At 56.5% G+C, this 25,502-nt stretch carries 17 protein-coding genes and 1 pseudogene; 8 read left to right on the top strand and 10 right to left on the bottom strand.

Annotated features, from left to right (window positions below):
* The first annotated feature begins 85 nt into the window (after positions 1–85).
* From asnB (ACH79_RS06660) to ACH79_RS06635, 6 genes and pseudogenes are all read left to right on the top strand, one after another.
* Positions 86–1,963 carry an asparagine synthase (glutamine-hydrolyzing) gene (gene asnB, locus ACH79_RS06660; RefSeq protein ID WP_161850300.1) on the top strand — a complete coding sequence of 626 codons (1,878 nt, stop codon included), beginning with the start codon at positions 86–88 and terminating at the stop codon, positions 1,961–1,963.
* Positions 1,964–2,110: 147 nt separating this feature from the next.
* Positions 2,111–3,280, top strand: a complete 1,170-nt coding sequence (locus tag ACH79_RS06655) for a glycosyltransferase family 4 protein (protein WP_246738644.1) — start codon at positions 2,111–2,113, stop codon at positions 3,278–3,280.
* 1 nt (position 3,281) lies between these two features.
* Positions 3,282–4,466 carry a glycosyltransferase gene (locus tag ACH79_RS06650; protein WP_161850298.1) on the top strand — a complete coding sequence of 395 codons (1,185 nt, stop codon included), beginning with the start codon at positions 3,282–3,284 and terminating at the stop codon, positions 4,464–4,466.
* A pseudogene (locus tag ACH79_RS06645) lies at positions 4,463–4,640 on the top strand (transposase); the annotation flags it as partial. The gene ACH79_RS06650 and the pseudogene ACH79_RS06645, both read left to right, overlap by 4 nt.
* Before the next feature lie 281 nt (positions 4,641–4,921).
* Entirely contained in the window at positions 4,922–5,833 is a 912-nt protein-coding gene (locus ACH79_RS06640; RefSeq protein WP_161850297.1) for an AAC(3) family N-acetyltransferase, read from the top strand.
* Between the two features lie 53 nt (positions 5,834–5,886).
* Entirely contained in the window at positions 5,887–7,062 is a 1,176-nt protein-coding gene (locus ACH79_RS06635; protein ID WP_161850296.1) for a hypothetical protein, read from the top strand.
* Between the two features lie 106 nt (positions 7,063–7,168).
* On the opposite strand, the gene wecB is transcribed toward ACH79_RS06635, so the two are convergent.
* Both wecB and ACH79_RS06625 read right to left on the bottom strand, forming a co-directional pair.
* A complete protein-coding gene (gene wecB, locus ACH79_RS06630) occupies positions 7,169–9,409 on the bottom strand; it encodes a non-hydrolyzing UDP-N-acetylglucosamine 2-epimerase (protein WP_161850295.1) in 2,241 nt (746 codons plus the stop codon).
* A gap of 857 nt (positions 9,410–10,266) precedes the next feature.
* Complete coding sequence (locus tag ACH79_RS06625) at positions 10,267–11,889, bottom strand: heparin lyase I family protein (RefSeq protein WP_161850294.1); 1,623 nt, start codon at positions 11,887–11,889, stop codon at positions 10,267–10,269.
* A gap of 599 nt (positions 11,890–12,488) precedes the next feature.
* Between ACH79_RS06625 and ACH79_RS06620 the strand changes: the two genes are divergently transcribed.
* A complete protein-coding gene (locus ACH79_RS06620; protein ID WP_161850293.1) occupies positions 12,489–13,772 on the top strand; it encodes a nucleotide sugar dehydrogenase in 1,284 nt (427 codons plus the stop codon).
* A gap of 12 nt (positions 13,773–13,784) precedes the next feature.
* Positions 13,785–14,798 (top strand): NAD-dependent epimerase, encoded by a 1,014-nt coding sequence (locus tag ACH79_RS06615; protein ID WP_161850292.1) that lies wholly within the window; start codon positions 13,785–13,787, stop codon positions 14,796–14,798.
* Between the two features lie 145 nt (positions 14,799–14,943).
* Here the strand turns inward: ACH79_RS06615 and ACH79_RS06610 are convergent, their stop codons facing one another.
* The 8 genes from ACH79_RS06610 to ACH79_RS06575 form a co-directional block, all read right to left on the bottom strand.
* Positions 14,944–15,732 carry a bifunctional 2-polyprenyl-6-hydroxyphenol methylase/3-demethylubiquinol 3-O-methyltransferase UbiG gene (locus tag ACH79_RS06610; RefSeq protein WP_161850291.1) on the bottom strand — a complete coding sequence of 263 codons (789 nt, stop codon included), beginning with the start codon at positions 15,730–15,732 and terminating at the stop codon, positions 14,944–14,946.
* A 435-nt stretch (positions 15,733–16,167) separates the two neighbouring features.
* Positions 16,168–16,311 (bottom strand): hypothetical protein, encoded by a 144-nt coding sequence (locus ACH79_RS06605; RefSeq protein ID WP_161850290.1) that lies wholly within the window; start codon positions 16,309–16,311, stop codon positions 16,168–16,170.
* Between the two features lie 52 nt (positions 16,312–16,363).
* Positions 16,364–17,761, bottom strand: a complete 1,398-nt coding sequence (locus ACH79_RS06600; protein ID WP_161850289.1) for a hypothetical protein — start codon at positions 17,759–17,761, stop codon at positions 16,364–16,366.
* Positions 17,762–17,856: 95 nt separating this feature from the next.
* The gene (locus ACH79_RS06595) at positions 17,857–19,008 is read right to left on the bottom strand and encodes a glycosyltransferase family 4 protein (RefSeq protein ID WP_161850288.1); all 1,152 of its coding nucleotides are present in this window, start codon (positions 19,006–19,008) and stop codon (positions 17,857–17,859) included.
* A gap of 204 nt (positions 19,009–19,212) precedes the next feature.
* A complete protein-coding gene (gene asnB / locus ACH79_RS06590; RefSeq protein ID WP_161850287.1) occupies positions 19,213–21,195 on the bottom strand; it encodes an asparagine synthase (glutamine-hydrolyzing) in 1,983 nt (660 codons plus the stop codon).
* A 576-nt stretch (positions 21,196–21,771) separates the two neighbouring features.
* The gene (locus tag ACH79_RS06585; protein ID WP_161850286.1) at positions 21,772–23,313 is read right to left on the bottom strand and encodes a lipopolysaccharide biosynthesis protein; all 1,542 of its coding nucleotides are present in this window, start codon (positions 23,311–23,313) and stop codon (positions 21,772–21,774) included.
* Between the two features lie 45 nt (positions 23,314–23,358).
* Positions 23,359–24,180, bottom strand: coding sequence for a bifunctional 2-polyprenyl-6-hydroxyphenol methylase/3-demethylubiquinol 3-O-methyltransferase UbiG (locus ACH79_RS06580; RefSeq protein WP_161850285.1), 822 nt, complete (start codon positions 24,178–24,180; stop codon positions 23,359–23,361).
* Positions 24,181–24,375: 195 nt separating this feature from the next.
* A complete protein-coding gene (locus tag ACH79_RS06575; RefSeq protein WP_161850284.1) occupies positions 24,376–25,482 on the bottom strand; it encodes a Wzz/FepE/Etk N-terminal domain-containing protein in 1,107 nt (368 codons plus the stop codon).
* Positions 25,483–25,502 lie beyond the last annotated feature (20 nt).

The following is a 25,502-nucleotide window of genomic DNA, read 5'->3' as shown; positions in this document are numbered from 1 at the left end:
GATTGATGGCTAAATCGCAGCGGGCTCCAGAAGGAGCATTTGTGGCGGTTATCATCTGATTGTCGTCGAGGTTAAGGCATCTAGCATGTGTGGGATCTTTGGATGGGTTCTTGGGGCCACGAACCGTCAGGATCGCACGACACTCATCGGCCTTACGGATCTCATGTTTCATCGGGGGCCGGACGGCTCCGGCTACTGGCTTCACGATACCTCTGACGAGCGATTTCAAATCGGCTTCGGCCACCGCCGGCTTTCGATTATCGATATCGGTGGCGGCGGGCAACCAATGTCGAGCGAGGATGGCCGCTTCACCTTAATCTTCAACGGCGAAATCTATAACTACCTTGAACTGCGACAGGAACTTGTCGCCCGTGGTCATCGCTTTCGTACGAACTCAGATACCGAAGTGCTTATCGAAGCATATCGCGCTTGGCACCTCGACGCCGTAGGTAGATTTCGCGGCATGTTCAGCTTTGCTCTGTGGGATGAAGCAGAGCAGCGCCTGGTGCTGGCTCGCGATGCCTTCGGCAAAAAGCCGCTGTTTCTCGCCGAGCTGCAGGGCGGTCTTCTCTTCGGCTCGGAGATTGAGCCGCTCGTTCAGTTTCCGGGCTTCAGCCGAGCGTTCGACCTCGAGGCACTGGGCCACTATCTTCTCAATCGTTATGTTCCGGGGCCTCTCACGTTCTTTCGTGCGGTGAGGAAGCTGCAGCCTGGTCACTATGCCGTATGGCAGAATGGAACGCTGAAAACGACACGCTATTTTACGCCGCCAGTTGCGACGACGATACCGGAAGTCAAATCATTCGGTGATGCAATTCGTTTGTTCGAAGACACATTCGATGAGGCCGTCCGAATTCGTATGCGTAGCGACGCACCTTTCGGAGCCTATCTTTCGGGTGGTGTCGACTCCTCGGCAGTCGTGGCAACCATGGTTAAGCATAGTGCCGAGCCTGTGCGAACGTTCTCAGTCGGTTTTCGGGAAGCGGAGTATTCGGAGCTCGATCACGCGCGTGCCATTGCAGGTCAGTTTGGCACAATTCACAATGAACTATTCGTCGAACCCGATGCTTTCATGGAGCATTGGTCAACTGCCGTCTTGCGCCGGGGGGCTCCGGTAAGCGAGACATCTGACGTTCCGATCTTCATGCTTTCGGAAATGGCCTCTCGTAGCGTGAAGATGGTACTCACGGGAGAAGGCGCTGATGAGTTGATGGGAGGATATGCGAAGCATCGGGCCGAGCAGTGGATCGGTCTGTATCAATGGCTGATGCCACACTTGCTTCACGAGCGGATAATCTATCCGCTGGTCCGCTCATTGCCTTACGGAATGAGGCGCGTAAAGATTCTTGCATTGGCGGCGGGCGAACGCGACCTAGTGAACCGCATGCGGGTCTGGTTTGGCGGCACTTCAGTTGCTGAAGCTGAGGCGATGCTCGGCCGCCGCCTCTCGGCAACGCCGCCGGACGTCTATCCATACTCGTCTGGGCTCGAATCTAGTCTACGGCGTACATTGTTCTTCGATCAGACTTCTTGGCTTCCTGATGATCTGTTGGAACGCGGCGATCGGATGATGATGGCAGGGTCGATCGAGGGGCGGATGCCATTCATGGATACGATGCTGGCCGGCGTCGTAGCGCGCTTTCCGGACGAGTTTCTGACGAGAGGCAAGGGCGGCAAGACCGTGCTGCGGGCAGCAATGGACAAGATCCTGCCACAGTCCATCCTGCGGCGAAAAAAGGTCGGATTCCGTGTGCCCGTCGCAGAATGGTTCAGGGGCCCTTACCAGGATTTCGTACAGGACATGCTTGTGAGCGAAAGTTCCGGTGTAGCGCGAATGATAAGCGGCTCCAAGCTTCGTAGGCTTGTTGCAGAGCACCTGAGCGGTCGGCAGAACCACGAAAAGGTTCTTTGGTCGGTGATAAATCTCGAGATGTTCTTGCGTACATTCAAGATAGCAACATGAAAAGAGCCGGCTCCTGCCTCTTGTATCCGTCTGCGAAGCTTGGCCAATCGAATTGTTTCGACGTCAATCTCCAAATCACGTCGGAGCACCTACGTGGCGTGATTTGGATCTGAGCAGACATTAGCCCCCGGGGATAAGAGCTTGAACATGACGACCTCGTTGGTTTGCTACCGGACACAGACAGACAAAGCTCGCATCAGCGAAACTAAATCCATTGAGCAGGCAGCTGGTCCGCTTCGAGTGGTCATCTTTAATGCCGAAGGCACAGGTGGCCATGGAGGCATGGGCCGGATGATGGACGAACTGCGCTGCGCGCTTCAGGTGGATCGCTTCGCAAACGTAAACGTCTGTTTTGTCTCAACTCGGGGTGCCGGCTCGATACTATTGTCGCCCTTATTTCTTGCGCAGGCAATTATACGTCTGGTGCTGCTTCGGCTGCTCGGACGAGTGGATGCTGTACATATAAATCTGTCGGCGTTCGGCAGCACGTATCGCAAGCTCATCTTGGCCCGCATCTCAAGAATTTGCCGATTGCCGTATGTGCTCCATCTACATAGCGATCAGTTTGATCAGTTTTGGGATTCTCGGCGCAGTATTCTGAGGAAAGAAATAGATCTGATGTTTCTCAGTAGCCAAAAGATCATTGTGCTTGGCAATTACTGGAAGCAGGTTGTTGCGGACAGAGTACCGGATTGCTCTGCAAGGATTGTCATTGTTCCGAATGCTTCACGAACAGCTGACTTCAAAGATCCGAACATCATGAAGCAGGCAGCCAGCATTCTCTTTTTGGGACGACTCGGGCCAAGAAAAGGTGTGCCGGAACTTGTGAGGGCGTTGGCAAGCTTGGATTCAAAGTCCGGCTGGAGGGCCACGCTCGCAGGTGACGGTGCGGTGAGCGATACGAGAGCCGCAGTTGAGCGAGCTGGACTTGGCGATCGTATCTCGGTGCCAGGTTGGGTCGGTCCAGCGCAGGTTGAGGCACTTTTGCGCGCGGCCAATATTCTGGTGCTCCCGTCCTTTAGCGAAAATCTTCCGATGGCGGTGATTGAGGCCTTGGCTCACGGCGCGGCCGTCGTTTGTACCCCAGTGGGGGCACTTCCAGAGCTCATTGAGCACGAGAGGACTGGACTGATCGTCGAGCCCGGTGATGTCGAAGGACTTGCTGCTGCATTGGGGCGCCTCATTGACGATCCCGAATTGAGACAGCGATTGGGAGAGAACGGGAGGACTCTACATAGAAGCCGGTTAGCCATCGAAATTTGCGCTGAACGCCTCGTTGCGATTTGGACTGAATCAGTCCACCCGGGAGAGCGCTGACATGCGTATATTGCACCTTACTGAGTCTCTACGCCGGGCAGGGAAAGAACGACAAATCGTCGAACTGTTGAGTGGGCTTTCTCCTCACCATGACATAGAGTCATTCGTCGCGGTTACGGACGAGGACGAGGTTCGTTACGAAATTGACCTTGGATACGCGCAGATTATTCAGCTCGTTCGGAGAGGCAGGAGAGATCTGCGGCTTTTCAAGCGCTTGTACGAGCTGGTCTCCAATTTGAAAATAGATATCGTTCATTCCTGGAGCCCGATGTGTTCCGTTTATGCCGCTCCGGTTGCGAAACTGTGCGGCACGGCCTTCGTCAATGGCTTTGTGCGAGACGCGCCGCCGCATATGACGCTGTGGAATAAGAACTATTTAATGGGCAAGCTGACTATCCCATTTTCAGACATCGTCGTCGCCAATTCGCGCGCGGGCCTAGCTGCCTACCGTGTTCCGGAGCGCAAGGGTCTATCGATCTACAATGGCTTTAATCCTGCAAGAGTCCGTAACTTAACGGACGAGGCAGAGCTTCGCAGCATGTTGGGCATCGCGACCTCCCATATTGTCGGGATGGTTGCTAACTTCACGCCCAGAAAAGATTACGCAACCTTTGTCGAAATGGCATGCCGCATTTGCGATCTTAGGGACGATGTTACGTTTATCGCTGTCGGCGACGGCGAAACGCTGCGGCAAGTGCGCGCTAGCGTGCCACCAGAACATTCGCTGCGCATACAGTTTCTGGGGCAGCGGAGAGATATAGAAAGTGTCGCTAATCTCTTCACCGTGGGAGTTCTCGCTAGCAACAGCCGTCTACACGGGGAGGGTATTTCCAACGCAATAACCGAATGCATGGCGTTGGGTAAGCCAATCGTAGCAACAAACGATGGGGGCACTCCTGAACTGGTCCTGGAAGGACAGACGGGATTTCTTGTGCCGAGCCACGACGCTGGAGCGTTGACGGATCGTGTGCTCAAACTCCTCAATAGCGCTGAGCTTGCCAATGATCTCGGTATAAAGGGGCGCCGGCGTATTGAAACAGCGTTCTCGCTCGATGCGATGACTAACGCGTATCTCGGCCTTTATCGCGGGTTGGCGGATAAGAGGGCACGCGCGCCATATAACCCGGGCCCCGCAAACTCTGCAAGACTGGATAGAGTCTCTCGTCTCGGGAGGGATAGACCATGAAGCCGAGCCGTTTCACGGAAGAGCAGATCATCGGGATTTTGCAGGAGCAGGAGGCGGGTGTGGCGACCGGTCTGCCGCAAGCACGGGATCTCGACGCGACGTTTCTACAAACGGAAGGCCAAGTACGGCGGGCTGGAGGTTTCCGACGCTAAGCGGCTGAAGGCGCTTGAGGATCGCGTCATTAGTAGGTGGTGTCTCAACCGTCAGCGCGACGATACCTGACGGGACAAGAGCTCCACTTCGGAGGTACCACATTTGGAAGCGCGGGGCCTTCCAACACCCACTTCTGCGCCGCCAACTTCGCGAGTGCTGTCGGCTAGATTGCCAATCAACCCGAGGCGAAACATCTTAAGCGGTTCGCGTCCTTGAACCATGAAATGGAATGCTTTGGCGATGAACGTGCAGGGAGTCCAGTTCCGCAACGTCGCTCCCGCCACCAGGAAGGATGAAAGGAATTGAGCCTCAAGAAGGAAGCCTTTTACCTACTGCGCCGGGCGACCTCCCTGTCGATGCGTCAGTATCTCAAGTCGCGCCTATGGCGGCTACGCCTAAAATGCACGCCCCTGATCCAAGCGTGGAACGGGACCTTCTCGACGGCCGAGCTTGAGCTCGAGATTCGCCGGCATCTGCCGGATGATTTCGACATTCTCATGGTGCATTGTTCTTACAATAGCCTGACCCCGATGTATCGCGACGATCCCCGCAAACTGCTCAAGACCTTCCTGCGCATCACAGGGCCCGATCGAACGTTGGCCATGCCAGCCTTCTTTTTCGGAACTGCTGAGAAGTACTATCTCGATTATTATCGCGCCAATCCGCTGTTCAACGTGCGGCGCACGCCGTCCCAGATGGGAATTGTGAGCGAGCTATTTCGTCACTTGAGCGTCGTCTTGCGCAGCCTCCACCCGACCCACAGCGTATGCGCGATGGGACCTCTTGCCGAAGAACTTACCCGCAGCCATCACCTGAGCTCCGCGGAATGCGGGCCACTGTCACCGTTCGGTGTGATGGCGCGATACAAGACAGTGATTCTTGGCGTTGGCACCGAGTATTATCGTAGCCTCACGCAGGTTCACGCCATCGAGGATCACATGGGTCCCGACTTCCCTATCCCGCGGGAGCGCGAGGAGCCCATCCGCGTTACCCTGATCGACGGTGCCGGCCGGCATATTCCGTACCAGATGTCGGCGCCTCTCTCCCACAAGTTCGTGCTCAGGATTGAGCGACTGGCCGGATTGCTTCGCCCGGGCGTGCTAACGGCTTGGAAGTACAAGGGCGTTCCGCTCTACTGCGTTGAGGCGTCGGAGATTAACTGCGCACTCGGAGCCGCCGCCGCGTCCGGCAAAACGCTATATGTTGCGGCCTAGGCGGCCTCGCGACAGAGCGTGCGTTTCTGTATTGCGAGCAGGGAGAACCGATAATGATGCTGACTCATTTTGCCGCCGAGAGCGTTCGTGACTTCTTTCGCATTAAGTTCCCAGGTCAAAAAACGTCAGAACGACTGACGGATGATCGACGTCACCTTGAGGCAGCGGTCGCCTTCATCACGCGATCCATAGAGCAGGGGAAGGGTTGTGCGTCCTCGAAGGGGTATAAGGTTGGCAAAGGATGGCTGCCTCCATATCGAGAGACCACCGGGTACATCATACCGACGCTCCTGGATGTGGCTGATCACCTCAAACGACCTGATTTGGCCTTGACCGCCGAGCGCCTGGGCGAATGGCTCGCAGGACTGCAAGAACCGAGTGGCGGCTTCATCGAGCGCGATCTCTGGCCAGACACCAAGCCGGTTGTCTTCAACACCGGCCAAATCCTTCACGGATTCAACGCGCTGATCTTACGTCGTGGACGGCACGATCTCGTCCCGCACGCGCGGCGGGCGGGTGACTTCATCGTCTCATCTGCTGACGAAACGGGATCCTTCGTGCGCAACGAGCACTACGACATGGTGCACTCGTACAACGTCAGAAGCGCCTGGGCGCTGCTGACCCTAGGTAGGCTGCTCGGAGAAACGAAGTATGAAAGGGCTGCGCTCGCCAATGCCGACTGGACGGTGGCGCAACAAGTCGACAACGGTTTCTTCCTAAACAACGTTTTCCAGCCAGGCTGGAACGCCAACACACATGGCATCGCCTACGTGCTGCAAGGGCTAATCGAGATCCACTGCATTTCGGGGCGCGCGTCCTACCTCGCTGCCGTTCGCCGCGCAGCCGAGCGCATCGTTTCGGTCTATGACACCAAGCGCTGCCTGGCTTCCGAGATCGGCGAAAACTGGGAGTTTCTCGCGAGGCATCTGTGCCTCACAGGGTGCGCGCAATTGGCGATCGTGTTCTTCAGGCTCTATGGCCTGGATGGTGACAAGCGATACCTCAACGTAGCACTCAATCTGCTCGACGACGTTGCTGCGACGCAGAACGTGATGTCGCCGGCGAAGCCCTATTATGGCGGGATCAAGGGATCATTCCCCATCTACGGCCGCTATGCTCCTCTGCAATATCCGAACTGGGCAACCAAATTCTTCATCGATGCACTGCTCGCGAAGCAAAGAGCGCTGGCTGGTCGCGCTGGTCGGTCGCCCCAACTGTCAGCTAGTTAGCCCGCCAGAAACAGCGCCCGATCGCGTGCACTGATCCTTCAGATGTTGGCGGCCCGATTACAACAACAGACGACTGCACTTGCAGCTCGGATCGAAGACTCGAGATTCATGGGACCGCGTTGATCATTTGGTCAAACGAAAGCAGCGGGGAATCAAACTTCTTCGACGAGTAGACCTTATGACCAGAAAGGACAATCAACACGTCCGCCCAACCGTCGACTTTTTCGATGGGGAAGAGTTCGAAATCCCAATCTTTTACCAGGGGGTCGTGGCAGCGGATTTCGTACTTTTTTGAAAGAATCTTTGCAATTTCCAAAACCGGCGTCTCGCGAGCATCGTCGACGTCTGGCTTGTAGCTCACTCCCAAAATGCCGATCTTCTTAACTGCTGGACCGATCTTGTCTTGAATTCGCGCGACGGTATGCTTCGGCATCTCGTCGTTCAGTTCGCGGGCGGCTCTAATGACATTTAGATCGTTGATGTCTTCGGTCAAAAACCAAGGATCGATGGCGATACAGTGACCTCCGACGCCGATTCCAGGCTGCAAAATACCAACGCGCGGATGTTTGTTTGCAAGCTTGATCGCAGCCGAGACGTTGAATCTGAACTTGTCAGCAATCAGAGAAAACTCATTCGCCAATGCGATGTTGACGTCGCGGAAAGTGTTTTCCATCAGCTTTACGCACTCAGCGGTCACCAGATTTGTCCGATGAATCGTCCCCTTTGTGAAGGTCGAATAGAGACGCGCCGCTCTTTCCGCCGCTTCCGGCGATTTGGCGCCGATGATTCGATCGTTGTGAACGATTTCATATAAAGTGTTGCCGGGAATGGCGCGCTCAGGGCAGTGCGCAACATCGACCTTGAGATGTTTCGATCGTAGGATCGGAAGTACGATATCTTCACACGTCTTGGGTTTGATCGTTGATTCGATGATGAGCAGGTTGCCGTCTTTCATGACAGGAAGGAGACTGTTCACGGCCGAAAGAACGAAGGACAAATCGCATTTCTTGTTGTCGTGTGGAGTTGGCACGGCCACAACGAAAACGTCCGCCGCCACAGGTCTCGTCTGAGCTTTGAAGTTTTCAGTCTTCAAAGCCGTCGTCAATAGTTCCGGAATACCCTTTTCATCGAACGGGCAGTGGCCTCGGTTGATCTCGTTTACTTTCTTTTCGCTGAGATCAAAGCCGGTAACTTTCACACCGGAGTTCGCCAAGAGGAGGGAGGTCGGAAGTCCCATGTAACCAAGACCTGCAACGCAAACGGTATCCTGCGTTTGTGCGGCCAACCGCGAATGTTGACCCATGACGATGTCAAGTATTCTCTCGGCGGTGTGGCCATCTCCAAAAGGATTCGTCCAAGATGTAATCGGACGATTGAGGGCCGCCACCATCGCCTCAGCGTTCCGGTGTACCAAAACATTCGCGCCGACGTCGACGGTTTCAGGCCGTTCCGTGCGATCGCGAATGGTCACGCAAGGTACGCCGAGGATACAGGCCTCCTCCTGCACGCCGCCGGAATCCGTAATGACGGCCGTGCAATTCGAAAGCAAGTTCAAGAAATCCGAATAGCCAACGGGCTCGGTCCAAACCAGGTTGGTCGGCAAGTCAACCTTGCTTTCCTTGAGGACCTTCTGGGTTCGATAGTGTATCGGCCAGCACACTTTACCGGGAATTCGCGTGATCAATTGGATGATTTCCTTCAAGGCGTCCGGATCGTCGACGTTCGCGGCCCGATGGGACGTAAGAAGGTAATAGCCACGCTTCTGCAATTGCAGTTCAGAGAGAATCCGACTGTTCTTCTCCGCTTGAACCCGATGAGAAAGCAAGGCGTCGACGATCGTGTTGCCGACCTGGAAGATCTTCGAGTCCGGCAGCCCTTCGTGTTTGAGGTGACCGACCTGCAAGTCGGTGACAGCAAACAAGTAGTCGGAAATATGATCGGTGATGATTCGGTTGCTTTCCTCGGGCATCGTTTGGTCGAACGAGCGTAATCCGGCTTCAATGTGCCCGACCTTGATGTGAAGTTTGTGCGCCGCAAGTGCGCCAGCCACCACGGTGTTCGTATCTCCCTGAACGAGTAGTACATCGGGCTGTTCCGACATCAAGATCGGCTCAAGCTCAATCAGTATGCGACCCGTTTGGTTCGCGTGACCTCCGGAGCCGATATTCAAATTGTAGTTTGGCGAGGGAAGAGCGAGTTCCGAGAAGAAGATCCCGTCGAGTTTCTCCGAGTAATGTTGCTTCGAGTGGATAATGAAGTAGTCGAGCTTTCGCTTCCGGCATTCGCGAATGACCGGCGCCATTTTGATGATTTCTGGACGGGTTCCCACGAGAATTGCGATTTTCATCTATTCTCCTTGAGCGGCTTGAGCACGACCAGGCTCGTCGGCGCATCAACGACTAGGGATGTGACCAGCTCGATCTCTCGAATTGCTAGCCTGCCGCTCCACAATGTCTCGGCCGACATGACGCCCGTTAGAGGAGAACAGCCTATGTTCGTCGTGTTCGAACATTGCCCTACACATCTCGAAGCACTGTCGTTGGCGTTACGGGTGCACTATCCCATCGCGTATGTACTCGCGCACCAGCATAGTCTGTCATCCGGCGCCGCGGCGCGACCCTTTAGGATTACCAATTTCGATGACAAGAGGAGGCTCAGACCGCACGTGCACGCACCGTCCGCACAGTCGATAGTTCGACTCGCCAAAATATTTGAGGCTGGCAGAGAGATCGCGGGGCTCGACTACAAGTACACTTCCATCGACCTGTCCGGAGTGTCGTCTCTCCGTAGCAGGCATGGGGTCTGTGCGCCGCCGATCCGATGCCAGGCGTCGAGCGGCATTGATTGCGGATCTGCCCAACGTCGTGATTCCCGCGTCCTTGGGCGGACCAGAAAATGATATCCGAAATCAGCCCCGTGTGCGCGAACCCTGTCGTCCAAAATGCGCGCCCGCGCGGCCCCTTTTGGAGTACCCCTATCGCCTTTCACCTTCCACGATCGTCTGGGCAAAGTCGCGGCTCTTGGCGAAGGTCTCGACCGGCGGTGCGGCGGCGATCGCGGGAGCGGAGCTAGGGCCGATACCGGGAAAGGTCATCACTCTGCGCGATACGTCGTCCTCGCGAGCACGACGCGCGATCTCCTTGTCGGATCGCGCACACCTGCAGACATAAGACACTGGTCCATGACCGTTGCTTTCTTGAGCGATCATGTCAGCGGTGGCACAGGCAACGGGTTGGAGATGCGCGACGCAAACGGCTGTGTGCCCGACATATCGAACTCAAGGTTGGCGTACCAAACGGCGGTCGGACCAGCGCCGGTCACACCTTGGTAAAGACCAGGGATATTCCACCAGAACGGCGCACCCGAGGAAGCGGCAAATTGAATGCCCGTCGCATTGAGAACCTGCACGCCATCGAACCAAGCCTGACAGAACCCGTTCGGACTATTGTCGAGCCTGTAGGTGGTCCGGACATGATGCCATACTCCTTTCGCGCATGCCGCACTGGTTCTGACTGGATAGATGTTGTAGTGGGTCCCGTTGACATAGTACCACACGAGGAAATTCCCGGTGCGGGGATCAATGGCATGAGTCGGTCCGCAGTTCACGCCTCTCGTCTGGTCGTGCAGGTTGGCTAGGTTGCAGAAGCCAGTATCAAAAACTGTCCCGTGCTCAATAAAGAACGAGAACGCAAAGTCGCACGTCGTCTGCCATGGGATCGCAATAAGATTCGCCGTATTTATTTGCACCCGCGTGATGGTGATGCGATCGAATGACGGACGATCCCCGGCGTGGGCCTCCAGTCTGATGATGGAATTATAGTTGGGATCGTTAACCTTGATCATAGCGTAGGGATAAGCGCCGGTTCGTCCCTGAAAGCTGCCAGCAGGAGAGGGGAGCGAGGACGAAATCGGATAATCAGTCCCTGAAAAAGTGGCGCAGTGCTTGTAGGGGGCGACGTTGGTCGGGCCAGTATTCAATCCGGGGGTGCCTGCCATCGGTCGTACACCCACCGCCGTCAGGAAAGTATAGAGTGCCTTGCTCAGCGCCAACTGTTGCGGGGCCGTCAGCTTCGAACCGTAATGCACAAAGGCGACCTGCCGCGTCGTATATGAGCCGCTTGCGCTCCTGAATAACTGCACGGCGCCGCTATCCGCGCTGTGCGTCTGGGTGCTCGTGCCAAGCGATGAACCATCGACAAAGGCCTGCAACTGCGCCGTGGTATCATTCTGTTGAATGACCCAATGACCTACGGTCGAACCCCATAGGCTGGAGAATGATGCCACTGTCGAAGTGTTGAGTGCAGAGAACAGGCTGGCAATCGCGGTGCCTGTGCTGTTCGCTTGCAGCGCCATATAATGCTTTCCACCGGTCGTCTGGAATGGCGAGATGTTGTCGGTCGTACATTCGTTCAGTGTAAAGAATCCATACTCGGCGTTACCATCCTGCGCTTTGCCTGAGTTGACGTTGAACGTCGTGGAAAAGTAGCCGGTCGAACCGTCGCTGGCCACGCAGGCATTGGCGCGGTAGGTCAGGTTGCCGTTGGCGATCAGTCGTCCGCTTGTCATGTTGACCCAGTTGTGGGTGCAGGCGGTCGAACTGGGCGCGGCGAAACAATAGAAGAGGTCCAGCGTCTGCCAGACCCCGGCCGTCTTCAGCGAGGAAATCAGGGCATCTGCAGCCGCCAGCCACGACGCGCTCGGGACCGGCGTCATGGTTGCCAGCGCATTGGTCTCATCATTGATGGTGGGCATCGACAGCCCGACGGTCGGAAGGGCGCTCGACGTCGTCGTGGCCAACAATCCGGTAAGAAGATCGCGCCGTCGCATGTACCGCCCCCGCAAGGATCAGGCCTGTGCAATACGAAAGAAGCCTAGCACTTTCTCACGCAGCGCGAGCAGTAAAGTGACGGACTGCCCTTCAGCCATTGGCGAAGTTGACCGGATAGCTGCAACTCGCTGAGCGGTGGCGATCAGGCCGAGAGCGCGTATTGCATCGCCAGAAATGCTCCTGAATGCTGGGCTGCCGCCTCACGTAGGATCCGGTCAATCTTGATGTGCCAGGTGTATCTACGACACCCGTCTCACGATTTAGGTAATCCTGATTGGTAAGCCCGAACCGGGGGGTTTGCTATTAATGTAGTGTCACGGTCAATTTTCGTCCCTCGGTATCTCGCACCGGTTGTTGGACGAGAATTGACGGCGCGCGCTTTCTGCTGGTGCTCACAGGCATGGCCCTGGTGCTTTGCGGATGGATCGGCGGCTCGCGCGGCGTTGTACCAGTGCTGGAGTGAGATCGTGTCCAACGAGGTCCTTGTCGTCGCATCGGGAGGGCGCAGGAATCAACTGCGCCGGCTCCAATCCGCATTCGATGGATTGGATGTTGCCTACGCAAGTGTTCGTTCGGCGTGGGCGTCTGGACATGAATCATGATGCACGGCCGAAAAATAGCGGTGATTGGGCTGGGTTATGTGGGGTTGCCCGTGGCCGTGTCGTTCGCGCGTTCCGGCGTTCCGGTCGTTGGATTTGACGTGGATTCTGGACGTGTCGCTGACCTCAGGGAAGGAAAGGACCGGACCCGTGAGGTCGACAGCGGTGATCTGCGTCAGGAAACGCTACTTTTTACTGCCGACCCGGCCGAAATGGTGAAGGCCGATTTCTTTATCGTCACAGTGCCGACTCCGATTGACGAGGCTCGGAATCCGGATCTGCGCGCGATGATAGCGGCGTCGCGATCGGTGGGCGCGGTGCTCAAGAGGGGCGATATCGTCGTTTATGAATCAACCGTATATCCTGGCGCAGTAGAGGACGACTGCATTCCGGTTCTTGAGCAAAACTCTCACCTGAAGGCTGGAGTAGATTTTACTGTCGGTTATTCGCCCGAGCGGATCAATCCCGGCGACAAGCAGCACCGCTTCGAAACGATTACCAAGGTGGTCTCGGCGCAGGATGCCAGAACGCTTGAAATCGTGGCGGATGTCTACGGATCTGTGGTCAGCGCCGGCATTCACCGTGCTCCCTCGATCCGCGTAGCAGAAGCTGCAAAAGTCATCGAGAATACCCAGCGCGACCTGAATATCGCCTTCATGAACGAGCTGTCGCTAATATTCCATGCGCTTAATATCGATACTGGCGAGGTCCTGGCTGCGGCGCAGACCAAATGGAATTTCATGCCGTTCCAGCCAGGCCTTGTCGGCGGCCACTGTATCGGTGTCGATCCCTATTACCTGACCTATCGCGCCGAAAAGGCTGGCTATCATCCCGAGGTAATTCTTGCCGGGCGACGCATCAACGACGGCATGGGTCGGCGAGTGGCGCGCGAATGCGTTCGTGGGCTTTTGCGGCGCAAGGCTCAGAATGGGATCGTGACCATCCTCGGGCTGACCTTCAAGGAAGACGTTCCTGACACGCGAAACTCCCGCGTTATCGACATCGTTCGCGAGCTTCAGTCTTTCGGGCTCACGGTGCAGATCCATGATCCGCTGGTGAACTCTGCCGAAGCCCGACATGAGTTTGGGATCACGTTGACCGAGCTGCACGCGCTGCAACCTGCCGATGCCGTCATTCTCGCCGTCGGCCATCAGCCCTATGTCGACGGTGGATGGCGGTTTGTTCAGCGCTTGCTGCGCAATGGCTCGGGCCTCGTGCTTGATGTTAAGACGAGGCTCGATCGTGTCGCAAAGCCCGCCGCCATCGAACTGTGGCGGCTCTGATCCGGGGATAAGATGCCGAACGACAAAGTACTGGTGACCGGGGCCGCAGGCTTTATTGGTTTTCATGTCGCTCGACAGCTCTTGGCTAATGGTCGCGAAGTGGTAGGCGCCGACAGTGTCAATGCCTACTACGATCCCAGGTTGAAAGAAGCGCGCATCGAGCTTCTCAAGCGCGATCCGAAGTTCAGTTTTGTGAAGCATGATCTAGCCGATCGCGCGGCATCAAGAGCACTGTTCGAACAGCATCGATTCCCAATCGTGATTCACCTCGCGGCTCAAGCCGGCGTCCGCTATTCACTGCACAATCCGCACGCCTATGTCGATGCGAATCTCGATGGGTTCATCAATGTGCTGGAGGGCTGTCGTCACAATGGGTGCCGGCATCTCGTCTTCGCATCCTCGTCGTCAGTGTACGGCGCGAATACGAAGCTTCCCTTTTCGGTGCGGGACAATGTCGACCATCCGATCAGCCTCTATGCCGCCTCCAAGAAAGCCAACGAGCTGATGGCGCATGCCTACAGCCATCTCTATCGCATTCCAGCGACCGGCCTGCGGTTCTTCACCGTCTATGGTCCCTGGGGCCGGCCGGACATGGCGATGTTCATCTTTGCCAAGGCAATCCTTGCCGGCGAACCGATCAAGTTGTTTAACCATGGAAAGATGCGGCGCGACTTCACCTATATCGATGACGTGAGCCAGGCTGTCGTACGCCTGATCGACCGTCCACCTCAGGGCCGGCCGGGCACGCCTGCGGATCCCGCGACCAGCAGCGCCCCCTGGAACATTTACAATGTCGGCAACAACCGTCCTGAAGATCTGATGGATGTGGTATCGCTGCTGGAGAAGGAGTTCGGCAGGACGACGATCAAGGAAATGCTTCCGATGCAGCCCGGCGATGTCGAGGCAACCTACGCCGATATTGCCGAGCTCGAACGCGATATCGGATTCCGCCCGTCCACGACAATCGACGAGGGTGTTGCACGGTTCGCGAAATGGTATCGCGAATATCACGGGGTTTATTGGTAGGGCCGTCCACCGACGCGCGAGCCCGAGCTGGCGGAGCATCGGCTGCAGGATTCTCCCGGCAAGGCGGACAGCCCGACCCGTATGGCGTCGGAAAGCGGGACCGGCCTTCGGACGCTGCTGCGGGCCTTTCCACGCAAGACTGGCCTCACGCTAGAGACGTGGCGGCGCTTGCCCGCAGGTCCGCCCTCGCGGGGAGAGCCGGTTTGCGGATGATAAAGATGATGTCGTTGTAATCGGCGCTCAGGCGGCCGAGGGACAGGACCTGAAGCGTCTTCTTGTAGGCTTCCACCAGCTTCTGCTTGAGGCTGTTGTTGATCAGGCCTTGGCTGCCAGGCACCCCGTATTCGGCGGCCAGGACCAGTCCGTTTTCTCCGCAGAACGCCCGAATGCCCTCGCGCGACACCACCTGGTCGTAGGTGACCTTGTAGGGGCCGTAGCCTGGCTTGCCGGCGTTCTTCCATCCGAGGATCAGGCGATAGAAGAGCACGTGAAACCAGTGTGGCGTCATCCTGGCGGTGAAGCCGTGCGCCGAATAGGGGTCGGGGATCATGATGATGATCAGCCCGCCCGGCCTCACCCATTTGTTGAAGTTCTCCAGGACCTGCTGCGCCCCCGGCACGTGTTCCAGAACGTAGGAGTTGAAGATGACGTCGAAGGTCCGCTGACCGAAATCGGCCGTGCGCAGATCTCCGACGATGCATTCGTGGAGATCCTTCTTTTGGTCACGCCGGATGCGAAGGGCTTCGGGGTCGAGATCGATGCCGGTCAACACATAGCCGCCATCGCCGATGTCAAGGTCCCACTTCCGGCCGCAACCAGCTTCGAGGATCTCAAGAACCTTGCCAGGATCCTTGATCGAGCGAATCTCGCGGGACATCACCTCCATCGTGTGATCCCAACCGTTTGTCAGCGGAATCCGAGTTCGTGCTTTCATCGACTTGGCTCCCTTGGGGCAGGCTGGCTTCCCGTCCGGCCGACCCCTCCGATGCGGCGCACCTCAGCAGGGGCGTTCAGCCCCCGGTGATCTGGGCAACGGTGTGTAGAGGGTGCAGGGTAATGGTTATACGCACGTGCCTTACCGTCAAATTCGCGTCAAGTGCCGGCTCTTTCGGATTACCCCGCGCTGGAGCGCGTCAATCTCCTCGACGACTGGAGCCCAAACTGCTCGCCGCCGACCAGCGCGGCGATCCGCTCGCGCCTTTCGACGGGGGCGACGATGCCACAGCTGTCTACCGCACGTCGAACGACGCTGCCCTCAGACATATGTTCGCTCACATGAACGCCTGCGAACAAATCACCAGGAGATTCTCTGACAATCGAACACCATCCGCTAAGTCGGGTGACCTACACGCTTACCCCGGCTCGGCGGTTATCTCGCCCGCGCCAGCGATCCGCCGCCCGGCAATACCGTAAGTGGCGCGGGCTGTCGCGCCTCACCGATATCGCGCTGGGTGCCATCGTCGAAGGAGAACTTGTGGGCAATTGAAAGCTCGACCGGAGCCTTGCGATCCACACGCTTACTTCGCAATCGATCTCTTCACTTTTGAGACGTCTTCGAGTTCACGTCAGACCATTTTGTCGGAACTGGATCGACTGCGATAGGCATCCCGATAGCGCAACCGCGCCAAGTTTATCATCATCGCAATGATCGGAAATGCATACATGTTTTCAATTGTTGGAAAGATGTCAATCTGCGTCGCCATACTAATTCCACAACCAAAGATGCACGCGAACAGAGCCCAATATAGGTCACTATTCAACCTTCGCCCAACTCGCCAGGCGGTAGCTGTTCCGACGAGAAGGAAAATTAGAAGCACAGCGGTTAAAATTGCCCCGCAATCAAGAAAGAAGCTGACAATTGCGTTATGCGCTGTGTTGGCCTGATACAGGGTTCCTGTGTCCCAAAGTTGGCTCGTCCCCATTCCGTAGCGACCAGCACCAAACAGGAACAGGCCGATATTGCTCGTCCATTCACTTAGCAGCGGAATCCAAACGTAATCAACACGGCCCGTCAGCAAGGCATCGGCCGAGAAGTCGGAACCGCTACCAAACCCCACCGAAAGCAGCGCGTTAACGGTTGATCCGATCTTCAGGAACGCTATGACGCCAGCCGCCGCAGCACCAAGAACTAGAATGACAAAGCTGCGCCTCAGGATCAGAAATAGGGAACATGAAACTGCTACTGTAACAAGCGCGTTTCGTGACCCGAGGAGAAGAACCGCCAGAAGCGATAGACACACGGGTGCGATCCAGAGACCGCCGCGCGTAAGAGCTCGATAGAGCAACAAGGGTACCGTAGAAATGTATATGCTTCCAATCGGATTGTAATGGGCTCCAAGATACGTTCGGCACAACTCGGCCATTTCGTTCCGGCTAGCTGTAACTCGCTCGGCCATTCCGATCTGGTCACCTGAAAGCAGAACGGACGGATTCATCAGGACCAGCGCGACGAAAGCGATCGATAGCAATAGTATCGAAAGGCAGATCACCGTCGTGATCCTCTCGAACTCCTGAAAGGAGCGCATACGCTTAAGGATAAACAGGAAGGATAGAGTGTAAAAGATCGGCACAATGCAAGCCGATAGTGCAAAGTCAAAGTAGGACTCGGGAAATGAATCAGGGAAGCGACTATGCAAAAGGGGCGCGTTTGGAACTGATCGAATGAGGGCGATAGCAAGAGTTACGAAGTACAGGAGAAAAATTCTTATGGATGTCCGTTCGATCTTGTCGGTCGCGTGTAGGGTCGCAGTGCCGAACACCAGATAAGCCAAGACTATTGCTGATAATAAGTTGAAGGGTTTGAGCCCTTGGATGCCGAACAAATTGTCTGTCAGAAATGGTGTGCGATGGAAGGGCCACATGAAAAGGAACAACAGAAAGAAAAAGGTTCCAGCTCGCGCGACTGAATCTGGCAACGCGAAATGATAAGGCGCTCGGGCGCTATCGCTCAAAGATGTACTCATCGACCTACTCTAACCGTCCATTAAACTTACTCGCATCTGGTCAGGTCGCCGCGTGGAAACTCTATGTTGACGCGAGTACCTCGTGTGGGACCAATTCAAAGTGATTGCCCTGGGTATTTTGACTTGGCCATAAGAGGCGTCAAAGCCGCAATTAACTCGCGAGCTTTTGCCGTCGGCGAATGATTGGCCTTGACATAGATCTGACATCGCGTCGCGACTGCGTTGTATTCGTTCGCGTCCATGTCCCAAACTGCGCGCACGGATTTGGCAAGCGCCGACTCGTCTTCAGCCGATGCACCAAGGGCATGGCGCAGAACGATCAGATCCGGGTCGACAGGTCGCCGAGTTACAACAGGGGTGCCGGTGGCCAGGGCCTCCAGATACGTGTTCGAGAAGCCCTCGACATCCGATGTGCAAAGAAGCATCGTCGCTTCTGATAGAAATTGTTGAACGTCTGCCCGCCGGACACCGCCAACCAGTTCCACGTTTGGCAGATGGCGCAGGCCATTCACGGCGTCCAGCGTCGCTTGGTCAACATTTCGGTCTGGCATCCCTGCCACGCGGAATTTGACGGCCGGAAGTTCCTGGGCGATTCGAAACAGCAATGGCAAGTTCTTTCCATCGCGGAAGACACCAAGCCAGGCGACATATCTGCGTGCTGCGCGCGGCAAAGGAGCGGCCGCGTCCTCTGCTACGACAATGGCATTATGAATGATGTGAATAGGCGTGCCCGGAAAAAGCGCTGCCAATTTTTCGCGTTGATACTCATTTTGACAGAGAAAAGCGGCTGTTCGATGCCGAGCCCAAGAATAGGGTAACCATTCATAATATCGAAGCCCGATCTTGTATCGTTCATCGACGTCTGCGTCGCTTACAACGCGGTGAACGAACGGAATCCTTAGTTGGCCGGCGACGAAAGCCATGATGGCAGTGCCCGCCCCACGTGCGCCCTGGATGATGATATCGGGACGATAGGCGCGGGCGGCCGCCAACACCTTGGGAATGTATGAGTAAAACCACCTCGCAACCCGCACGCCCTGCGCCGGATCATAGGTTTCGATAAGCTTGATTTGCTGGCCCGAACCGACATGGGCCAAAGCACCCTTCCAGGTAAGAAGAGCGGCTTCGTGACCAGCGTTTTCAAGCGCGCGAAGCCATATTGAAAGTTGGACGGTCCAGCCGCCGATCGGATAGTTGTCATCCTTCAATAGATAGGGAATGGAAAAATCTATCGAGAGAATTCGCACCTGACACCCCGAGCTTAGGAAGTACCATTTCGGAAGCACAGTCGACGTCGCTGACAACGACTGCCAGACCCATTGCCATCATTTCCAATGCAGCAGCAGGGCTGCCTAGAGACTACAGACGACGCCAATGTCGAGAGCGCTCGTGTAAGGTCGCACGCGCTGCTGGAATCCGGCAAGAACGACAAAGGTGTCATCGCCATATCTTTAATTCAAAAGGGATGCCAAGCGTCTTGTTTCGGTGTCCGCCACTGATGCGTACCGCCACTGCCGATGCCACGCCTGAAACATTAGAATATGCCAGATGAGGTAATAGCTCGCATTATCTCCGTTTAAGAATTCCTCCCAGAGCGAGCGAACGGCCTCGACGTCAAAAATGTCACCAGCGCTCAGGCCAGCTTCGTTCATCAGGTCCTCGGCCCAATTCCGTAACGGACCGCGCAACCAGTTTGGGAGCGGAACTCCGAACCCCATTTTCGGGCGCTCGACCAAACGATCGGGCACATGGCGGGCAAGAACCCGCCGGAGCAAGTGTTTGGGGCGTGGGGCGCGCGCGTTCTGAAATGTCGGCAGCCTCCAGACCCATTCAACCACGCGATGGTCGAGGAACGGAACACGCACTTCAAGAGCGACAGCCATGGAGGCTCGATCAACCTTAGTCAGGATGTCATCGGGCAAGTACGTGCACATGTCCAGGTAGCGCATCCGGTCCACCGGATCGGGCAAGAAGACCTTGAGGTCTTGATCCCAGCAGACCGTCCTTACCTCTTGTGAGCCCTTCACAAGAGCCGCTGGGTCTTGGTGGTACGAGATCGCGTGATAGTACATGGAATCGATCGATGACTCCGAGAGGATTTGCGCCAGCCGGTGGGCCTTTTGGCCAACACGTGGCACGCGCCGAAAGTGTGGTACATAGCGCGCGATGCTGTTGTAAGTGCTAGGCGGCACAGCGCGAATGCTTGCAGACACGAGGCGGCGGAGCGCAAGCGGCATTTTCGCACTCGGTCGCCAAAGGTTCTCCGTCCATTGATACCGGTCGTACCCGGAAAACAATTCGTCCCCACCGTCTCCTGACAGAGCCACCGTGACGCGTTTTCGCGTCAACGCGGAAACAATATGGGTCGGGATCTGGGAGGAGTCGGCGAATGGCTCGTCATACATCTCGGCCAACTTCGGCACCACATCGAGAGCGTCAGCGCCGCTAACGGGAAACGTTGTATGGTCGGTCTCAAGATGTCGCGCGACTGCCTCAGCATGTTTCGCTTCGTCGAATGCCGGGTTCTCAAAGCTGATGGTAAACGTCTTGACTGGTCTCTGAGAAGCTTTCTGCATCAATGCCACGACAGTAGACGAGTCATAGCCGCCCGACAGAAAGGCGCCAAGCGGAACATCCGATATCATACGGCGCGATACTGCATCATGTAGCAACGCCTCGAGCTCATCGACCAGTCCCTCTTCGTCGGCTCGAAGCGTGTTGCGTTGCCCCTGTGAAACAACACCGGCCAGGTCCCAGTACATGCCCACTTCGATGCCGCCGCCGCTCGCAATTTTGACGAACCCGGCGGGCGGTAGTTTGTAGACATCCTCGTAGATCGTGAATGGACCCGGCACATAACCATGCCGAAGAAAGGCGGCGATCGCTCCACGATTGAGACTTGGCTTCCAACCGGGATGAGCGCGCAGCGCCTTCAATTCTGATCCGAACAAAACTAGTCCATCGAAAACCGCCCAATAAAGCGGCTTTTCGCCCATTCGATCACGAGCCAGGAATAGTTGACGTTCTGCGGCGTCCCACGCTGCAATTGCGAACATCCCATTCAAGCGGGCGATGGTCGACTTGACGCCCCATTGGGCGAATCCTTCGACAATAACTTCTGTATCTGAATGCCCACGAAACCGAACTCCGCAACGCTCCAGTTCGGCCCTCAGTTCTCGGAAATTATATATTTCACCGTTGAACGTAATGGCATATTGGCCGTTGGCCGAGACCATTGGTTGATGTCCCAATGGGGACAAGTCGATAATTGCCAGGCGACGCTGCCCGAAGGCAATGCTGGCTTGCTCGCTTAACCAAACTCCGCTGTCGTCCGGCCCACGGTGGCTCAAGGTCTGCGTCATTGCAGACGCCCGCCGTTTCAGATCTTGCCGGCTGCAACCACTACGCTCCCAAATACCGGAAATTCCGCACATGCTTGAAAAGAGCTCCCTAATGAGAGGACGTCACCGCATGGCACCCAAATTCATAGGGCAGCATAGTATTTTGAACCGGTCCGCGGCTTGACCCTTTCGGGTTACCCATTCTCGATCACGGTAGAGGCCAAGACCAGCAGATCGCGGAATGGCTAAGCGCTAAGCCGGAAAGTCAATCGGCATGCAGACCTTTACATCGCCGAGCGAGGGAAGCAGCTCTCCGCCGAACGGCCCTGCAGCTCGTGCCGAGTCGCGTGTTCGCCAAGGAACACGAGCGTGCGGCCAAGCTGAGTCCGCTGGGAATGCAGTCGATCTACGCGATCGAAGAACTGTCGCCGGCGTCGAGGGCCGCCATGGGCGCCGCAGATCTCGCGCCACGACGGTTGTCTGGCGAAACCAGCCGGTCTCGACCCAGCGCAGAATTGTCGCATCGAGGATCGTGCCTGTCAGCCGATGCCGCCAATGTGGCGCAGAGGAGCTTTGCGTTTCTCCTTCTGGCGAGGGCGCTCGTCAGTAGGGCGAGGTGGTTCTTGCCCTGAAAGTAGGAGGCGATCGCATTGCGTATCTCGTGCGTTCCTAAGGCGCTTCACTCGCGCCGCGAACGAGAGATATCACGGAGTGATGGACCTTCGTGAGCAAGAACCCAAGCAGCAACGTCGTCATAAAAGCCGAAGACTTTGCCACGAGCCGCAGAAAAACGGATGCGTCCAGCTCGGAGGAGACGATGTGAGCGACCAGCACGCCGACCGCAACCACAAAGGCGACTTTCAAAGTCTGATCCATCGGTATCAATTTGGCGATGCTGGTTCCGAGCGCCTTGGCGATCTTGATCAACGCCCACCATTCCCAAACAACGAGACCCGCGATGGTTCCCACCACCGCGCCGGCGAGGCCGAATAACTGGAGACCAATGATGCTCAAGGCAATTGAGACCAAAAGCGATATCGCGCCGATCGTCGCGGCCAGTCGGCCGAATCCAAACGCCGAAAGCAGCCAGCTGGATCCGAAAACAGTTGCGATCTGTCCCAACGAATAAATCTGCACGAGCGGCACTGCCCCGAGATACTCGCGTGTATAGATTAGTTCCACGAGTTCATCCGCGGTCGCTATCACCAACCCGAAGGTTGGCAGCAGAAGGCATCCCAGCAGCAGATACGCTTTCGATATCAGCTTGCGGGCGCCGTCAACGTTGCCCTCGCCCACCAGGGAGCTGATATTGGGCAGAAGCGCATTACCCACAGGCTGGCGGGCCAACGAACCGACAGCCATGACCATTGCTGCAATCGAGATAAGTGCAAAGGCCGAGCTCGGAAAGCTCGCTGCCACGACCCATTGACCGGCCTGCGCGCGCAAGGCGAAAAAACCGCTGGCCATCGCAAAGGGCAGCGAATACTTCAATTGTATGCGGGCCAACTGGCCGTCGAATCCGAGGCCCCGTTCCCGCGCAACAAACAGGGCATACAATAAGGCTAACCCGACCTTCAGCGTGGCCAGGCCGCACATTACCACCAGAAGCCACCCGAGATCGCTAAACGCGACCGCCGTAATTGCCAATGTCGCTGTCCTGACTAGCGCAAACCCGATGGCTGCGCAGGCTCCCCACTCCGCCTTTCCGTCTGCCGTCGGCAGGGGGTCAAGAATCGACGCCAATATCCAGGTGCCGACGAAAATCTGAACGAGCGGCGAATGACGCTCGAGACCTGCAATCGAACTCGGCAAGATTGGCATCAATACCAAGAGCAACAGAATCGCGAGCCCCCCAAGCACGAAGAGACTTGCGAACGTGTTGCCCACCAGCTTTGGGCGGGTTCCGGGAGCGGCGAGCGGTAGGAAATAGAATAGAGATTGCGGCAGGAACAGGGGAAAGAGGATCAACCCTGTTTCGACGAGCAGCCACACCAAGCGGTAGTCCCCGAACTCCTGCGTGGTCAGGTGGCGGACCAGGACGACAGGTACGGCCAACTGCAGAACATAGTCGAGCAGCCCCGCAGCCGCGAGAAATACTGCCTTGCGGCGAATCCCTGATCTCATGCCGCGCGCGCGCCTCCTGTGTGCGGTCTCTTCCAGCAGGCTTTCGGTGACAAGAAGAGCTTTGGCGGTTTGCTCGACGCGCGTCATTTCTTCCTTCGGCGAAGTCAAAGGCTCCAAGCCGATCAAAAACGCTTAGTCCGATCGGCGGTAAAGATATTCAGCGCACCCGGAGCCAACTAACCCAAGCGCTACCGGGGTGTCAGCGCGATGCACGCAAGCAAAGCCTAGGCGCCTCATGAGCGCATCTAGTTCGTCCGATGAAATCGACTCGTAAGGATAGCCGCCCAACCAGTCGTGAACGTCATGACTGAAATCCATGCCGCGGCTTTTGTTGTAATTTGCCACATAGGCCGCAAAGTCGCGGCCCCTGACTAAGAAGCGCAGCCGAAACAAGAGGCCGATATAAATCGCCCGCGCTCGCCTCTGCCCCTCGGCCGACGCAGAGGCATACCAGCGTTTCTCAGCGCGCCAAAGCCTGCACAGGCGCGTGCGGCTGTAAAGCGCGGATGCGAATAGCCCGGTTGGCGCAACGGCCGAGGCGGCATTAGCTATTGCGTCTCGCATCGCGCCACTGTGATGCAAGACGCCCCACGCATATACGATGTCAAATTGGCCTAAGCGCCGCACATAGTCCCGGTCGAGAATTGAGCCGCGCTCGACTTTCCAGTTCGGATCCTCGGCGAAATGGTACTCGCGGAGTTCCTGCGTGCATCGCACTGAGGACGGATCGTAATCGAATGAATGCACGCGCGCGCCCAGCCGCCGCGCGGCAAGCGAGAACAGTCCGCTACCGGAACCGACGTCGAGAAAAGTTTGCCCTCTTAGCGTGTCACAACGCAAAAATTTAAGCAGTGAATGCTCGGCTTCTTTGATTTGCTCATCGCCCAAGTCACGAACGAAATCGAGCCAGTTTTCGCCAAACCCAAAGCGCACCTCCGGTTGAATTGCGAGCACTGCCGGCACTCCCTTCTTAGAACGTCGGATCAAGCACACTCAAATACGCCAATTGTGATGCTCATCCGGTAACTCGACACTAGTGACTACACCCCATTCTGACCGGACACCGACGTTAGCCGGAGGGCGTAGGCATAGTCCTGGAGCATGATCTGCTTATACGGAAACATGTCTGGAAGTTTTGAGATGGTTTCTTCACCCCGAACCCGTGAGGCGTACTGACTTTGCCTTTGCGGATGCTTCGGATTGATGATCCGGTCGAATCGCGTCCGGAAGCGCTCGCTCGATCCTGCCATCCTCTGTGCTTAGACGATATTCCAGCTCGCTCGCGCGGATGTCTCGATCGCGGACGTCTCGATCTAAGAGATCGCGCAGAACTGCGATAGCGACGCCAAGAAGTAGCCCTCCAACGATCGCTATTCCAAGCACGATCTTGGGTCTTGGCGAGCTTGCCCTCAAAGGAGGCGACGCCGCGGTGACGAGGCTCGCATCAAACACCGGCGAGGATTGTTGTTGCGTCGCTTCTGTCTTACGCAGCACGTGGCGAAAATTATCATAGGCGCTTTTTGATGATACCGCAGCGGCTGCCAATTCATCGATGGTCGCAGCTGAATCTGCCGGCTCTTTCCGATAATCCTCCAGCGCCTTTTGGGCAGCCAGTGCTTGATTGCTCAATTCGTTCAGTCGGTCCTTCACCCATTTCTGGTCTTGCAAGCTGGCCTTGTCCATTTGATGGGTAATATATTTTTCTGCAACGGCGTTTAGGATCTGCGCCGCTCTATCAGGGTCTCTGGAGTCGAAGGTAATCTCGACAAGATACGTAGGACCGACACGCTTGACCGAAAGCTTGCGTTCGAACGGTTCCAAGGCATAACGCGCGGCGCTAGCTTCCGTCTCCGGTTTACTCCAGCCGAGCAGCCGATGTATCATGCCGCGACCTCGGCCGGTCGCAAATTCCGGGTCTTGAGCAAGATCGAGCTTCTCGATCACGGCGCTAGCGATGCTCTCAGACTTTATGATTCCGATCTGACTTTCCACGATCGTTGACACCGCCGCCGCGTCCCCAAGGGTCGCTTTCGAGTTTAGGATGAGTAGCGCCTTGGCGGTGAACGTCGGTACCGCGGTGATGAGGTAAAGTGCAGCAAGGCCAAGCGTCGCGAAACATGTCAGCGATATGGTCCGTAGATGTCGTCGTATGAAGGCCAGCACGGCCAGCACTTCTGCCATCGACACGACCGGCCCCGGACGAAATTCGGGCGGCGGATTGTCGCGATCTATCCAATCATTCGTTCTATTGAGCATTTTCGTACCAGCGCTGATAG

The organism is Bradyrhizobium sp. CCBAU 051011, from assembly GCF_009930815.1.
In the GTDB taxonomy this organism is placed as follows: domain Bacteria; phylum Pseudomonadota; class Alphaproteobacteria; order Rhizobiales; family Xanthobacteraceae; genus Bradyrhizobium.
The sequence above is the reverse complement of the archived record's forward strand: the minus strand, read 5'-3'. Positions and strand labels throughout refer to the sequence as shown.

What these genes read in the sequence shown, in the direction of transcription:
- ACH79_RS06585 (WP_161850286.1), bottom strand. Translation starts at nt 23,313, where the DNA reads ATGACGCGCGTCGAGCAAACCGCCAAAGCTCTTCTTGTCACCGAAAGC.
- ACH79_RS06575 (WP_161850284.1), bottom strand. Translation starts at nt 25,482, where the DNA reads ATGCTCAATAGAACGAATGATTGGATAGATCGCGACAATCCGCCGCCC.
- wecB (WP_161850295.1), bottom strand. Translation starts at nt 9,409, where the DNA reads ATGAAAATCGCAATTCTCGTGGGAACCCGTCCAGAAATCATCAAAATG.
- ACH79_RS06650 (WP_161850298.1), top strand. Translation starts at nt 3,282, where the DNA reads ATGCGTATATTGCACCTTACTGAGTCTCTACGCCGGGCAGGGAAAGAA.
- ACH79_RS06625 (WP_161850294.1), bottom strand. Translation starts at nt 11,889, where the DNA reads ATGCGACGGCGCGATCTTCTTACCGGATTGTTGGCCACGACGACGTCG.
- ACH79_RS06600 (WP_161850289.1), bottom strand. Translation starts at nt 17,761, where the DNA reads ATGAGTACATCTTTGAGCGATAGCGCCCGAGCGCCTTATCATTTCGCG.
- ACH79_RS06635 (WP_161850296.1), top strand. Translation starts at nt 5,887, where the DNA reads ATGATGCTGACTCATTTTGCCGCCGAGAGCGTTCGTGACTTCTTTCGC.
- ACH79_RS06620 (WP_161850293.1), top strand. Translation starts at nt 12,489, where the DNA reads ATGATGCACGGCCGAAAAATAGCGGTGATTGGGCTGGGTTATGTGGGG.
- ACH79_RS06655 (WP_246738644.1), top strand. Translation starts at nt 2,111, where the DNA reads ATGACGACCTCGTTGGTTTGCTACCGGACACAGACAGACAAAGCTCGC.
- ACH79_RS06615 (WP_161850292.1), top strand. Translation starts at nt 13,785, where the DNA reads ATGCCGAACGACAAAGTACTGGTGACCGGGGCCGCAGGCTTTATTGGT.
- asnB (WP_161850300.1), top strand. Translation starts at nt 86, where the DNA reads ATGTGTGGGATCTTTGGATGGGTTCTTGGGGCCACGAACCGTCAGGAT.
- asnB (WP_161850287.1), bottom strand. Translation starts at nt 21,195, where the DNA reads ATGTGCGGAATTTCCGGTATTTGGGAGCGTAGTGGTTGCAGCCGGCAA.
- ACH79_RS06610 (WP_161850291.1), bottom strand. Translation starts at nt 15,732, where the DNA reads ATGAAAGCACGAACTCGGATTCCGCTGACAAACGGTTGGGATCACACG.